A 14498-nucleotide genomic window follows, 5' to 3' on the forward strand; every position below is an offset into this window, starting at 1 on the left:
TCAAGCGCTATCGCGCGTTCAAGGGAGCGGCCAATGTCGTGGTTCCCAACGACCTGGGCCGCCAGTTTGAGGCTGAGATGCCCAATCGCAAGTGGGTGACCGATGTAACCGAGTTCAAGGTGCAGGGCATGAAGCTCTATCTTTCGCCGATCATGGACCTCTACAACGGCGAAATCGTGGCATACCAGATGAAGCGCCGGCCCGTGTTTGACCTGGTGGGTGAAATGCTGGACCAAGCGATCAGGAGGCTTTCACCGGAAGATCGTCCGATGATCCACTCCGACCAAGGCTGGCACTACCAGCACGAAAACTACCGCCACAAGCTCGAAAAGCACTCGCTGAAACAGAGCATGTCCCGGCGTGGCAACTGCCTGGACAACGCGGCCATGGAAAGCTTCTTCGGGACCCTGAAGTCGGAATTTTTCTACCTGAACACCTTTGACAGCATCGATAGCCTGGAAGCTGGGCTGGTGGAGTACATCCGGTACTACAACGAGAATCGTATCCGCTTGAAACTAAAGGGCTTGAGCCCCGTACAGTACCGGGAGCAGGCCGCGCTGGCCGCCTGATCCCCCACCTGTCCAACTTCAGGGGGTCACTTCATGGATGGGTTTACGGCGTGTCCTGCACGCCCCACCCACCCGGCCCATCACGACCCACCATCGGTGAGCGCGCGCCGCAGAGGGGGCAGCGCCCGATGGAGGGGAATGACTCAGTACCGCTTGATCCCCGGCACGGTGCAGCCTTCCAGCTGCGCATGCGCCGATACCGCGTTTTCCTTCTCGCCACGCGCCAGTCGTGCCTGCTCGATGGTCGCCCAGTGGCGCCGGCACAGCGGCCCGGTCTTCGATCCCAGGTCCACCGCCTTGCGCGCGAACGTCTCAGCCTCGCCCCACTGGCCCTGCAGCAACGCAACCTCGGCCCGTTCCTGCAGCACCGACGGGTCGCCGGCCACGATCTGCAGCGCCTGGTCCAGGCTGCCGGCCGCAGCGGCCAGATCATTGCCCTGGCGCTGTGCCAACGCCGCCTGGCGCAGGTCTTCCACCTGCGAATCACGCAGCGGCTGCACCGACAGTTCCTTGTCGTCCGGGCCCGCAGCCGCATCCACGGCGGCCAGACGCTGCGCCGGGGTGGTGGTGTCCACCGGCTTGACCACCTGCGGCGCACTGCTCATGCAGGCCGCCAGGGCAAGGCTGAGGGTGGCCACGGCCACCGGCGCATACAGGGTTCGAAGGTTCATCGGCATCACCGGCTGGGGGAAGGGGTCGTGGCGGCCGGGGCAGCGGCCGGTTCGGCGGGCGGATCGGGCTTGCGGTCCAGGCCGAACCAGCTGCGCCAGCCGCCACCTTCGCTTTCGCCGCCCTGCTCTTCGGGCACGCTGGCCGGCGCACAGGGCGCGTAAGCCGGGGCATAGCCCACCACGAACGGGAAACGACGCGCGCCGGGGCAGCCTTCATCGGTGCTGTTGGTGCCGGTGGCGGCCACCGGCTGCCAGTCCAGACCCTTGTTGCTGACCTTCAGCGGGGCACTGGGCAGGCGCTGGAAGATGCCCGACCACACCCGCATGGCGCCGGTGGCACCGTACAGGCCGGCCTGCTCGTTCTTGTCGTTGCCCATCCAGATCACCGCCAGGTGGTCACCGGTGTAACCGGCATACCAGCTGTCGCGGCCATCGTTGGTGGTGCCGGTCTTGCCGGCCGGCTGCAGGCGGCCCAGGCCATCGGCATTCAGGCGCTGCGCGGTGCCGCTGGCCACCACCTGCTGCAGGCCGATGCTGATCAGGTTGGCGGCAATCGAATCGCCTTCCTGCGCCGGCGCCGGGGTCTTGTCATAGCGCTTGAGCAGCTTGCCCTGTGGGTCCAGCACGCCACGCACGGCGTGCAGCGGCTGGATCTCGCCACCCGAAGCCAGGAACTGGTACAGCTGGGCCATGGCGTAGGGGCTCTGGTCGGTCGAGCCCAGGATGACCGCCGGGTTGGCCTCGGCCTTCAGGCCGGCCAGCACGTGGATCAGCTGGGTCACCCGCTCCGGCCCCACCTGCATGCCCACGCGCACCGTGGCCTGGTTGTAGGAATGGGCCAGCGCGTCGATCAGGCGCACCGTGCCATGGCTGCGGTTGTCAGCGTTGCCGGGGCTCCAGTTGCGGCCACGGCCCAGCTGCACCGTCACCGGTGAATCATCCACCCAGGTCGCCAGCGAATAGCGGTCCGGCTGGGCCAGCGCCAGCAGATAGACGAACGGCTTCAGCAACGAACCCACCGGACGCTGTGCCTCGATGGCACGGTTGAAGCCGACCTCGGACACCTCGCGGCTGCCGATCACGGCCAGCACGTCGCCGTTGTGCACGTCGGTCAGCACCATGCCGGCCTGCAGTTCCGGGCGGCGCTTGCTTTCCAGCGACTTGATGGTGCGCGTCACTGCGCCCTCGGCATAGGCCTGGGCCGACGGTGACATGCCGGTCATCACGCTCAGCCCGGCGCCCTGCAGGGCGGCTTCGGGGTAATCGTGGCCCAGCTGGCGGCGCACCAGATCCACGTACGCCGGGAAGCGGTTGGCCGCCACCAGGCCGGGCGTCTTCGGCACGCCCAGCGGCGCCTTCAGCGCACGCTGGTACTCGGCGTCGTCGATCAGCGCCGCCTCGTGCAGCTTGCCCAGCACGAAGTTGCGGCGGTCCAGCGCGCGTTCCGGGTTGCGCCGCGGGTCGTAGTACGACGGTCCTTTCACCAGACCGATCAGCAGCGCGACCTGTTCGGTTTCCAGCGACGACAGATCGCGGCCGAACCAGAATTCCGCGCCCGAGGACATGCCGTGGATCGCCTGGCTTCCGCGCTGGCCCAGGTACACCTGGTTCAGGTAGGCCTCGAAGATGGTGCGCTTGTCGTAGCGCGCTTCCATGATGAGCGCGTACAGCACTTCATTGAACTTGCGGGTGACGGTCTGTTCCTTGCCGATGCCCAGCAGGCCGCTGCGGGCCAGCTGCTGGGTAAGCGTGGAAGCACCCTGGCGGCTCTGCCCACCGGAACGGATCGTGACCCACACGGCGCGGGCAATGCCGGAAAGATCGATGCCGTGGTGGCGGTTGAAGTCCTTGTCCTCCACCGCCTGCAGGCCGGTCACCAGCAGGTCGGGCGCTTCATCCATGCGCACCAGGCGCCGCTCTTCCTGCTTCTGCCCGTACAGGGTGGCGATTCGCGCCGGATCCAGGCGCGCGGCCTTCAGTGCCTTGCGGCTGTCGGCGTCGCGCAGGGAGGCGATGCTGCCGCCGGACAGGGTCAGTTCCACCCGGCGCGGCGCCACCCGGCCATCCACATCGTTGTAGCCGCGGCTGGAAATGGTGAAGCGACCGCCCTGCACCGCGTAGGTGGCCGGCTCCTTGCCCTGGCCGTCATCGCGGTAGGCCGAGGCCGCCAGTTCGGTCTTCAGGGTGGCCGCGTCCATCGCCTTGCCGGGCACCACGACCAGCGGGCGCGCATAGACCCGCGTAGGAATCTGCCAGCGCAGTTCACCGAAACGCTGGGTCACCTGTTGGTTCAGGTACAGCGTGTACGGAATCAGGAAGCCCAGGCCCAGCGCGAAGGCGGCCATGCTCCAGGTGATCAGGCGGCTGCGCCAGGAGGGGCCGTCACCGGTCGGGGTGTCGTCGTCGAGATCGTCGATGTCGTCGGAATCGTAGCGTCGGGGCACGGGAATGCGACAATGTAGGGTCTGGCGAGTCTACCCCAGCCGCTGTGGCTGGCGAATTCCCGCCGATTCCCTGCTTAAGCTGGAGTTGTTACCGGATGGCGATGTCCCTGGCCGAATGGCGCTACCTGCTGAACCGCCTGACCGGCCTGGCGCAGCGCAGCCTGGCCAGTCTGCGTACCCGCGGCTGGCGGGCCACCTGGCAGCGCATCCGCGTGCACACCCAGCGCGCCGTGCCGGCACCGCGCACGCCCCTGTACCTGCCCGCGGCGCAGGCCTTCGCGCCGTTCAGCGTTCCCAGCAGCGATGCGCCGCAGGTCAGCATCGTCATTCCCGTCTACAACCATGTGCAGCACACGCTGGCCTGCCTGCGCGCACTAGCGGCGCACCCACCGGCGGTGCCCTGCGAGATCCTGGTGGTCGATGACGGCAGCAGCGACCAGACCACGCAGTGGATGCCCCGCATCAGCGGCCTGCGCTACGAAGTGCGCGCGCAGAACGGCGGCTTCATCGAAGCCTGCAACGACGGCGTGTCGCGTGCGCGCGGCGACCATGTGGTGCTGCTGAACAACGACACGGTGCCGCAGCCCGGCTGGCTGGACGCACTGCTGGACACCTTCCACAGCGTGCCCGACGCGGGCCTGGTGGGCAGCCAGCTGCTCTACCCGGACGGCCGCCTGCAGGAATCGGGCGGGGTGATTTTCCGCGATGGCAGTGGCTGGAGCTACGGCCGTTTCGAAGCCGCCGACGATCCGCGCTACGCCAGCCTGCGCGATGTCGACTACTGCTCGGGTGCCGCGCTGATGCTGCCGCGCACCCTGTGGCAGCAGCTGGGCGGCTTCGATACCCGCTACAAGCCGGCCTACTACGAAGACACCGATCTGGCCTTCAGCGTGCGTGCGCAGGGCCTGCGCGTGCTGGTGCAACCGGCCAGCCGTGTGGTGCATGACGAAGGCACCAGCAATGGCACCGACACCGGCAGCGGGGTGAAGGCCTACCAGGTGCGCAACCAGGGCATTTTTGCCAGCAAGTGGGCCGCTGAACTGGCCACGCACCCGGCGGTGGGTGAGGTGCCCTCGCCGGCCCTGCTGCTGCGCGGTCGCCGCCAGGTGCTGATCCTGGATGAGGAAGTGCCCCGCCCCGAGCGCGATTCCGGCTCGCTGCGGCAGATGAACCTGATCCGCCTGCTGCTGCAGGGCGGCGCCCACGTGGTGTTCGTACCGACCCGCCGCGAGCATGCCGGCGAGGCCACCGAAGCCCTGCAGCGGATGGGCGTGGAAGTCTGGTATGCACCGTTCCTGGACGGCGTGGCCGGCTGGCTGCGTACCCACGGCGCACGATTCGATGTGGTGATGCTGGTGCGCCACCACGTCGCCAACGCCTGCCTGCCGCTGGTCAAGCGCTACGCGCCGCAGGCACACACCGTGTTCGACACGGTCGATCTGCACTACCTGCGCGAACGCCGCGGTGCCGAAGTGGCCGGTGATGCCGGCCTGTTGCGCAACGCCGAACGCACCCGCGCCAGCGAACTGGCGGTGATGGACCAGTGTGACGTGACGGTGCTGGTCAGCGCCGCCGAGCGCGAGCAGCTGCAGGCCGATGCGCCGCAGGTGCAGGTCGAATTGATTTCCAACCTGCACGAAGTCGCAGGTGCCGGCGCGCCCTGGGCCCAGCGCCACGATCTGGTGTTCGTGGGCGGGTTCGGCCATCCGCCGAACCTGGATGCGATGGCGTGGTTCATCGGTGACGTGTTTGCCATTCTGCGCGCGCGGTTGCCGCAGGTGCAGCTGCACGTGATCGGTGCCGGCGCCCCGGACAGCCTGAAGGCGCTGGCGGCCACCCAGCCGGGCGTGCAGATGCACGGCTTCGTCGAAGACATCACCCCGTACATGGACGGCGCGCGCATCGCCATCGCGCCGCTGCGCTTCGGCGCCGGGGTGAAGGGCAAGATCAACCTGAGCATGGCCCACGGCCAGCCCGTGGTCGGCACCACCTGCGCGGTGGAAGGCATGCACCTGCAGGCCGGTCGCGACGTGCTGGTGGCCGACACCGCCGAAGCCTTTGCCGACGCCGTCGCGCGCCTGTACCAGGACCCGCAGCTGTGGCAGCAGTTGTCCGACGCGGGGCTGGACAATGTCGCCCGGCATTTTTCGCTGGATGCCGCACGCGCCACCGTGCAGCGCGTGTTCTTCCGCTAGTCCGCCTGGCCACCGGCCTGGCGCAGCCGCTGTTCGAAGGCGGCCAGTTCAGGCAGGTCCGGTTGCAGCCGCCGCACCTGCTCGACCGCGCCGGCAGCGAACTGCACATCGCCGCGCCCCAGGCGTTCGCTGCCGATCGCCAGCCAGCGCTGGGCCAAGCGCACCCGCGCGCCGGGCAAGGCCGATGCGGTGGGCGCCAGGGTCTGCCACGCCTGCAGGCAGGCCCCGGCAGCCTGCACGCGGTTCTGCCGCAGGTTGTCGTCGAAGCAGCGCTGGCTGGCCGGCAGCAGCCGTGCCGCCGCCGCTCGCACCCGGGGGTCGCGCGGCGCCAGTGACTGCGCCTCGCGCAATGCATCGTAGGCACTGTGCCCCGGCGGGCTGATCCACTGCTGCGCACGTTCAGCGCGTTCGATCCGGGCCAGATGCCCACGCAGCAGTCGCTCGCGCTGCGCACGCCCCTGCCCCGGCAGCTGCAGCGCCTGTTCGGCCTGGCGGGCGCGCTGCACGCGTTGCAGGTCCTGCTGCAGGGCCAGTGGCGAAGCGCCCAGCGCGGTGGCCAGGCCGCGATCATGTTCGGCGGCCTGGAACTGGAAATCTTCGGCATGGCGCTGGCTTCGCAGCAGCAGCGCCTGCAGGGTCTGCTCGCGGCCACGGATCGCCGCAGCATCATCAGCGGTCACCGCCAGCACGGCCAGGAAACCCTCGGCAGCGGCATCCAGCTGCTGCCGCTGCAGCGCACGCTGGGCCTGCCGCAGGCGTTGTTCGGTGGCCTCGGCCAGCGCCTCCTGGGTGGCTGGCAGGTCCGAATGCCCGGGATCGAAACGGCGCGCCCGCTGCACGGTCTCCGACGCGGCGGCCAACGCGCCCTGCCCGGCCTGCACGCGCGCTTCCTGCAACAGATCGCTCAGCGCGTCTTCGCGCCCTTCCAGCGCCGACAGATTGTCCGGCTGCAAGGCCAGCACCCGCTGGAACAGCGGCAGTGCGCTGTTTTCGCCCTCGTCCAGGCGCCCCGCCGCGAAGGCATTGCGGGCCTGCGCCAGCAGCGCGCCTACGCCGGCCCCGGCACGCCGCCGCGCCAGCAGCTGCTGCGCCACCGCATCGGTCTGGGCCTGTGGCACCTGCAGTTCGCGGGCCAACGCCAGCAGCTGCGTACAGCCGTCCAGATCACCGGCCTGCAGTCGCTCGCGGGCCTGCTGCAGCGCTGCCGCACCGGTCTGCGCCAGCCCCTGTCGCGCCAACGGACGGTCGCCATCGAGCGCCAGCACGGCCTGGTAGCGCTCGCGTGCGCCGCTGCCGTCGGCCGCTGTCAGGCGCCCGGCAGCCAGCGCGCGGTCGCCCTCGGCCAGCAACTGCTCGATCTGCGAATCATCCCAGAACCAGTCGGCCAACGGCCTGCGTACCAGCACCAGCAGCAGGAACACCGCTACTGCGGCGAGCAGCGCCCAGCGCCACACCCGGCGTGCATGCCGGGCCTGCAGCCACCACCAGCGGCCCTCGCGACGGACACGGTCCAGCGCCGGGTGCGCCGTGCCGTGTGCGGGGTGCGGGGGCTCGCGTTCCATGCGTGCAGGGTAGCCGGGGCAGCGTGAAGCTCAGCCCAGACGACGCGCCTCGCTCACGCCCGGCAGCGCATCCAGCTTGCCCAGCAGGTTGGACAGCTGGCCATAGTCGGTCACCTTCAGGCGCAGCCGCAGATGCGCGCGGCCGCTGTTGCGCACGTTGTCGCTGTGGATATCCAGCACGTAGGCATCTTCCTGCGCGATCAGGTTGGTGATGTCCTTCAGCAGCCAGCGGCGGTCCACCGCATCGACCACCACGTCCACCTCGTAGCCACCGCCGGCCTGGCCCCATTCCACCGGCAGGATCCGCTGCGGACTGGTCGCGGCCAGTCGGGCCAGTGCCGCGCAGTCGGCGCGGTGCACGGTCACGCCCCGGCTGCGGGTCAGGTAACCGACGATGGGTTCGCCGGCCACCGGCTGGCAGCAGCGCGCCAGCTGCACCAGCAGGTTGCCCACGCCCTGCACGGTGAACTTGGATTTGCCCAGGTTTTCCCGGCGCGCGGTCGGCCGCGGCAGGGCCGGCGCCGGGGCCGGCTGGCTGGCCGCACGTTCGGCTTCCAGCAATGCACGGCTGACCTGGTTGGGCCCGGTATCGCCCAGCGCCACCTGGATGTACAGATCATCCACGCTGTCGGCATGGAATTTCTTCGCCGCGCCGGCCAGGTCGGCATGCTGCAGGCCCAGCCGCTTCAGTTCGCGTTCCAGCAGCTCGCGCCCGGCATGCACGTTGCGCGCCCGGTCCAGCTTGTGGAACCAGCTGCGCACCTTTTCGCGCGAGCGGTTGCTGGCCAGGAAGCCCAGCGCGGGCATCAGCCAGTCACGGCGCGGGTCGGCCTCCTTGCCGGTGAGGATCTCGACACGGTCACCGCTGCGCAGCCGGTAGGTCAGCGGCACGATGCGCCCGTTGACCTTCGCGCCACGGCAGCGGTGCCCGACCATGGTGTGCACCTGGTAGGCGAAATCCAGCGGCGTGGCGCCCTGCGGCAGGTCCAGCACTTCATCCTTCGGGCTGAGCGCATAGACCCGGTCTTCGGTCAATTCGGCATCCAGCGCCCCGGCCAGTTCATTGCCCTGGCCGTCCTGCGCCTGCTCCAGCAACTGGCGCATCCAGGTGATCTTGCGGTCGAAGGCCTTTTCCGCACCCTTGCCGCCTTCCTTGTACTTCCAGTGCGCGGCCACGCCCAGTTCGGCCTGGGCGTGCATGTCGTGGGTGCGGATCTGCACTTCGATCGTGCGCCCTTCCGGGCCGACCACGGCGGTATGCAGCGAACGGTAGTCGTTGGCCTTGGGCCGGGCGATGTAATCGTCGAACTCGCTGGGCACCGGTGCCCACAGCGCGTGCACCACGCCCAGCGCGGCGTAGCAGGCGGCCACGTCGTCCACCATCACCCGCACCGCGCGGATGTCGTACAACTGGTCGAAGGCCAGCCGCTTCTTCTGCATCTTCCGCCAGATGCTGTAGATGTGCTTCGGGCGGCCGCTGACTTCGGCCTGCAGGCCCTGTGCTGCCAGTTCGCGCGACAGCACCTTTTTCACGTTTTCCACATACCGCTCGCGGGCGATACGGGTCTCGTCCACCTCGCGCGCAATGCGGCGGTAGGTGTCCGGCTCCAGATGGCGGAACGCCAGGTCTTCCAGTTCCCACTTCAACTGCCAGATGCCCAGCCGGTTGGCCAGCGGCGCATGGATGTCGCGGGTCAGCTGGGCCAGCGCACGGCGCTGCGGTTCGTCCAGCTTGTCGGCCGCGCGCATGCGCGCCAGTTGCCGGGCCAGCAGGATCGGCACCACCCGCAGGTCGCGGATGATGGCCAGCAGCAGACGGCGCAGGCCTTCGCTGTTGCGGCCCGCTTCGCGGCCGGCGTGCAGCGCCCAGACCGGATCGGCCGCGTCCTCGCCGTCCAGCAGACCGGCCACGGCCGTTGCATGGTTGCCCAGCGGCAATGCGTCCAGGTGCTCGCGCAGGGCCGGCAGATCGAACAACAGCGCGGCCAGCACCACGCTCTCATCCGAAGTGAGCATGGCCAGCGCATCCAGGGTGTCACCCAGCACCGACCAGTTCGCACGCATGGACGGCTCTGCGTCCGCGCCCGGCCATCGCTCGCGCAGGGCCTGGCGCAGCGGGGCCGGCAGGACCGCTGCAGAGGGACGGTTCAACAAGGCATCCAGGCCGGGGACAGAAGCGCGGTTCACAGCATCGAACGTTGGACAATGAGACCTCTACACTAGCGCCGGCGCCGTTCAGGAACAATCGCCGCGCTGCGCACGACCGGGCATGAACACATGCCGTTACACTCGCGGTCATCCAAAACGAGAGTCCCGCCCATGGTTTCCCGCCCTCTTCCCCGTGCACAGCTGCGCCTGTGGGCCAGCGCCGCGTTGCTGCTGTCCCTGTCCACCCCTGCGCTGGCCCAGCGCGTGGTGGAAGGCGACCTGCAGCAGCAGATGAGCCCGGCCGAGTTCCAGGCCGCCGGCCTGGACAAGCTGTCCGCTACCGAGCTGGCCTCGCTGAACCGCTGGCTGCAGGGCAAGGTGGAAGCGGCCACCACCCAGGCCGTGGCCGCCGTGCGCGAAGAGGCCCGCGAGGAAGGCCGCCAGGAAGTGATCGTGAAGAACCGCGGCTTCTTCGACTTCGGCAGCAAGGAGCCGATCAACGCGATCCTGCAGGGCGAGTTCCGTGGCTTCGGCAAGGGCCGGGTCTACGCACTGGACAACGGCCAGCAGTGGGAACAGATCGATGCCAGCAGCGTGAGCGGCGTGCGCAAGCAGAACCCGAGCGTGAGCATCAGCCCCGGCATGATGGGCGTGTGGTACATGAAGGTCGAAGGCGTGAACACCCAGCCCAAGGTGCGCCGTACCAAATGACGGCAGCGCCGGGCCTGGCACGGCGCTGTCCGATTACAGCTGGCGCAATGCGGTTACCCGCTGCGCCAGCTTCTTGGCTGAAATGCCGGTGCGTGCGCCCAGCTCCTGGGCGAACAGGGAAACACGCAGCTCTTCCAGGTCCCAGCGCAGGGCCTGCCATTGCGGGCGCTCGCGCAGTCCCTGCTCCTCGCCGGTGCGCAACGCATCCAGGAACGGATGCAGTTCCAGCATGCGCGCCTGGTCGCGCGGCGGATCGCGCTTGGCGCGTTCGGTGCGCAGAATCATCGCCTTCAGGTAGCGCGGGTACTGGGCCAGTGCATCGGCCGGCGTATCGCGCAGGAAGCCGGGGTGGATCAGGCCCACCAGCTGCGCTTCCATGTCATCCAGGTTGCCGCGCGCCCAGCCCATCAACGGCGCTTCCAGCAGCGGCTTCAGTTCGCCCACCAGGCCCAGGATGGTCTCGGCCAGTTTCAGCCGCTGCATCGCCTCGCCGAACAGCGCCTTGGCCACCTGCTCGCGTCGCTGCTCGAACGCGCCGGCATCGCGGATGTCGCCCAGACCCTCGGCCAACACCGCGTTCATTGCCGCATCCACCAGATCGCCACGCAGGCGTTCCTGCGATTCAATGGCGGCATACAGCAGGCCGGTCTTGGCGCCCACCGGCAACTGCTTGCGGGCCTGCTTCACCTTGTCCGACAGGGCGATTTCCAGCAAGCGGCGCACGCCCAGCGGATGCGCTTCCTCGGCCTGCTGGCGGTCGGCGAAGATGCGCAGCGCCACGCTGTCCCCTTCATCCAGCAGCGCCGGGTAGGCCGGCACGCCGGCTTCACCGGGCACCTGCAAGGGAATCGGCGTGGACGGGAAGCTGCGCAGGCCGTCGGCCGCCATCTCGCGGCCGGCGCGTGCAGCAAAGGCATCGCCGGCACGGCTGCCGAACTTCGCGCGCAGCGCGTCCAGATCGCGCGAACTGGCCAGCACCTTGCCGTGCTCATCGCGCAGCCGCAGGTTCATGTGCAGGTGCGGCTCGATCGAGGTGGGCTCGAAATCGGTGGCCGCCACCTGCGCGCCGGTGGCACGCGACAGGAAGCGCGCCAGCTCGCCGGTGATCGCGTCGGCGCTGGGTTGTGGGAAGGCCTCGAAGAATGCCCGGGCGAAATCCGGTGCGGGCACGTAGTTGCGGCGCATGGCCTTGGGCAGGCTGCGGATCAGCGCCGCGGCCTTGTCGGCCACGAAGCCCGGCGCCAGCCAGCCCAACTGCACCGGATCCAGCGCGTTCAACAGGTGCAGCGGCACGTCCAGGGTTACGCCGTCGTCGTCGCTGCCCGGCTCGAAGCGGTAGTGCAGCGGCAGCCGCGCCTGGCCCAGCGCCAGATACTTGGGGTAGCGCTCCTGCTCGCTGCCTTCGCCGGGCAACAGGTCGACCAGCGACCAGTGCAGGCCCTTGCGCTGTTCCGGCGGCAGGGTCTTCCACCACGCATCCAGGCCCGATGCCGAATGGATCTGCGGCGGTACGCGGTCCAGGTACCAGCGCGCCTGCCAGTCCTCGTCGGCCACGATACCGGCGCGGCGCAGCTTGGCCTCTTCCTCGCGGGCCTGTTCCAGCACCTTGTGGTTGTCGGCCACGAAACTGGCGCGGGTGTTGATTTCGCCGGTCACCAGCGCCTGGCGCACGAAGATGTCATGCGCCTCGCCCGGTTCGATGCGGCCGTAGTGCACCGGCTTCTTCGGGGCCAGCACCAGGCCGAACAGGCTGATCTGTTCCGAGGCCAGCACCTGGCCCTGCGCGCGCGACCAGTGCGGGTCGAAGTGCTTGCGCAGCAGCAGGTGCGGCAGTTCGGCAATCACCCAGTCCGGCTCGATGGCCGCCAGAGTCATGCCCCAGACCTTCTGCGTGTCCAGCAGGTTGGCCGCCAGCAGCCACGGCGGCGGGCGCTTGGACAGCGCCGAACCCGGGAACGGCAGGAAGCGGCGCTGGCGCGGCGCCTGGAAATCGCCCTTGTCGGTGCGGTGGCCCACCTGCGTGGGCAGGCCGGCGATCAACGCACGGTGCAGGGTCTGGTAGGCGCTAGCGCGCACACGCTCGCTGAAGCCACCCCCGGCAGGCACTTCGTCCTTCTGCGCACGCGCCGCCACCGGTGCCGGCACGGCCTCGGTCTTGCCTTCGCGGGCCAGGCGCGCAGCGCGGTGCAACTGGCCACGGGTGGCCTTCACCGCGGCCGCGTCGTCACGCGCTGGGGCCGGCGCACTGCTGCCGGCCAGCAGCGGTGCCATCGCCGCATCGCTGGCTTCTTCCTTCCAGCCCAGCTCTTCGCACAGCAAGCGCAGCTGGCGGTGCAGCTCGCGCCATTCGCGCATGCGCAGGAAGCCCAGGAAATGGCGGCCGCACCAGTCGCGCAGTTTCGATTGGGTCAGGTCTTCGTGGGCCGTGCGATAGCCATCCCACAGGCGCAGCACGCCCACGAGTTCAGAGCGCCCATCGGCGAACTGCGCATGCGCACTGTCAGCCGCACCACGCGCTTCGGGCGGACGTTCGCGCGGGTCCTGGATGCCCAGGAACGAGGCGATCACCAGCATCGGCCGCAGGCAACCTGCCGCCTGCGCGGCCACCAGCATGCGCGCCAGCTTCACGTCCACCGGCAGGCGTGCCATCTGCTTGCCGATGGTGGTCATGCGCCGCTCGGCATCGATCGCGCCCAGTTCGGTCAGCTGCTGCCAACCATCGGCCACCGCGCGCTCGTCCGGCGCTTCCAGGAACGGGAAGTCCTCGATGCGGCCCAGGCCCAGCTGCAGCATGCGCAGGATCACCCCGGCCAGGCTGGAGCGGCGGATTTCCGGATCGGTGAACTCCGGCCGCGCCTGGAAATCGGCTTCGGCATACAGGCGGTAGCAGATGCCCTCGGCAATACGGCCGCAGCGGCCCTTGCGCTGGTTGGCACTGGCCTGCGAGATCGGCTCGATATGCAGGCGGTCCAGCTTGTTGCGCGGGCTGTAGCGCTTGACGCGGGCGAAGCCCGGATCGACCACGTAGCGGATGCGCGGCACCGTCAGCGAGGTCTCGGCCACGTTGGTGGCCAGCACGATGCGCCGGTTCGGGCCCGGGTTGAACACCCGGTCCTGGTCCTGGTTGGACAGCCGCGCGTACAGCGGCAGCACCTCGGTATTGCGGTACTTGCGGCGCTCCAGCGACTGGTGCGCATCGCGGATCTCGCGTTCACCGGGCAGGAAGATCAGCACGTCGCCCCGCGCATCCAGGCGGGTGATCTCGTCGATGGCCGACACGATGGCATCGTTCACCGTGCGCTCGCCCTCCTGTTCGCCCTCGCCTTCCAGCGCGCGGTAGCGCACTTCCACCGGGAAGGTGCGCCCTTCCACGCTGATCACCGGCGCATTGTCGAAATGCTGGGCGAAGCGTTCGGTATCGATGGTGGCCGAGGTGACGATCAGCTTCAGGTCCGGGCGCTTGCGCAGCAGCTGCTTCAGGTAGCCCAGCAGGAAGTCGATGTTGAGGCTGCGTTCGTGCGCCTCGTCCACGATGATCGTGTCGTAGTTCGACAGCCAGCGGTCGCTGGCGATCTCCGCCAGCAGGATGCCGTCGGTCATGAACTTGATGCGGCTGTCGTCGCTGACCTTGTCGTTGAAACGCACCTGGTAGCCGACCAGCTGGCCCAGTTCGCTGTGCAGTTCCTGCGCCACGCGGCTGGCCACCGCACGTGCGGCAATCCGTCGCGGCTGGGTGCAGCCGATCATGCCGGCCTGGCCACGGCCCGCAGCCAGGCACAGCTTCGGCAGCTGGGTGGTCTTGCCCGAACCGGTTTCGCCGGCGATCACCACCACCTGGTGGTCGCGGATCAGGCCGATGATCGCCTCGGCTTCACGCGCAATCGGCAGCTGCGGGTCCAGAGTAATGGATGGCTGCTGCTGCGCCCGCTGCTGGCGGCGCTGCACCGATGCCTGCAGGGCCTGCTCGAACGTGGCGGCCAGGGCCGCATCTTCGGGCTTGGCCTGGCAACGCGACAGCATGCCCAGCAGACGGCCCCGGTCGCGGCTCATGGCGCCATCGATGGCGGCGCGCTGTTGGCGCAGGCGGGGCGGCATATTTTTATTGATAGCGTTCATCAATCGGTTCGTTCAAAACTTTGAAAGCGACCAGTCATCACGACTGATTTACTGTGAAGGCCAACGATTCCACAAGGAGGAA

The 14498-nt window shown here is 68.8% G+C and carries 8 protein-coding genes; 3 read left to right on the forward strand and 5 right to left on the reverse strand.

What is annotated here, in order from left to right:
• On the forward strand, positions 1-569 hold a 569-nt coding region (locus C1931_RS20565; protein WP_234412834.1), incomplete at its 5' end, for an IS3 family transposase.
• Positions 570-712: 143 nt separating this feature from the next.
• Here the strand turns inward: C1931_RS20565 and C1931_RS15320 are convergent.
• Entirely contained in the window at positions 713-1246 is a 534-nt protein-coding gene (locus tag C1931_RS15320) for a hypothetical protein (RefSeq protein ID WP_108756954.1), read from the reverse strand.
• Complete coding sequence (mrcB, locus tag C1931_RS15325; RefSeq protein WP_108756955.1) at positions 1246-3684, reverse strand: penicillin-binding protein 1B; 2439 nt, start codon at positions 3682-3684, stop codon at positions 1246-1248. The genes C1931_RS15320 and mrcB overlap by 1 nt, the downstream gene beginning before the upstream one ends.
• 95 nt (positions 3685-3779) lie before the next feature.
• Here mrcB and C1931_RS15330 point away from each other — a divergent pair, with 95 nt between their 5' ends.
• Positions 3780-5879 carry a glycosyltransferase gene (locus tag C1931_RS15330; RefSeq protein ID WP_108756956.1) on the forward strand — a complete coding sequence of 700 codons (2100 nt, stop codon included), beginning with the start codon at positions 3780-3782 and terminating at the stop codon, positions 5877-5879.
• On the opposite strand, the gene C1931_RS15335 is transcribed toward C1931_RS15330, so the two are convergent.
• Positions 5876-7441, reverse strand: coding sequence for a hypothetical protein (locus tag C1931_RS15335; RefSeq protein WP_108756957.1), 1566 nt, complete (start codon positions 7439-7441; stop codon positions 5876-5878). The two genes, C1931_RS15330 and C1931_RS15335, sit on opposite strands and share 4 nt — an antisense overlap.
• A 30-nt stretch (positions 7442-7471) precedes the next feature.
• The gene (locus tag C1931_RS15340) at positions 7472-9628 is read right to left on the reverse strand and encodes a bifunctional (p)ppGpp synthetase/guanosine-3',5'-bis(diphosphate) 3'-pyrophosphohydrolase (RefSeq protein ID WP_108756958.1); all 2157 of its coding nucleotides are present in this window, start codon (positions 9626-9628) and stop codon (positions 7472-7474) included.
• Between the two features lie 132 nt (positions 9629-9760).
• Here C1931_RS15340 and C1931_RS15345 point away from each other — a divergent pair, with 132 nt between their 5' ends.
• Positions 9761-10300 carry a hypothetical protein gene (locus tag C1931_RS15345; protein WP_108756959.1) on the forward strand — a complete coding sequence of 180 codons (540 nt, stop codon included), beginning with the start codon at positions 9761-9763 and terminating at the stop codon, positions 10298-10300.
• Between the two features lie 33 nt (positions 10301-10333).
• Here C1931_RS15345 and hrpA read toward each other — a convergent pair whose 3' ends face one another.
• Positions 10334-14416, reverse strand: coding sequence for an ATP-dependent RNA helicase HrpA (gene hrpA / locus C1931_RS15350; protein ID WP_108756960.1), 4083 nt, complete (start codon positions 14414-14416; stop codon positions 10334-10336).
• Positions 14417-14498: the final 82 nt, after the last annotated feature.

This window comes from Stenotrophomonas sp. YAU14A_MKIMI4_1 (genome assembly GCF_003086855.1).
In the GTDB taxonomy this organism is placed as follows: domain Bacteria; phylum Pseudomonadota; class Gammaproteobacteria; order Xanthomonadales; family Xanthomonadaceae; genus Stenotrophomonas.

Coding starts and splice junctions, on each gene's coding strand:
- C1931_RS15320 (WP_108756954.1), bottom strand. CDS start 1,246: ATGCCGATGAACCTTCGAACCCTGTATGCGCCGGTGGCCGTGGCCACC.
- C1931_RS15330 (WP_108756956.1), top strand. CDS start 3,780: ATGGCGATGTCCCTGGCCGAATGGCGCTACCTGCTGAACCGCCTGACC.
- C1931_RS15335 (WP_108756957.1), bottom strand. CDS start 7,441: ATGGAACGCGAGCCCCCGCACCCCGCACACGGCACGGCGCACCCGGCG.
- C1931_RS15345 (WP_108756959.1), top strand. CDS start 9,761: ATGGTTTCCCGCCCTCTTCCCCGTGCACAGCTGCGCCTGTGGGCCAGC.
- hrpA (WP_108756960.1), bottom strand. CDS start 14,416: ATGAACGCTATCAATAAAAATATGCCGCCCCGCCTGCGCCAACAGCGC.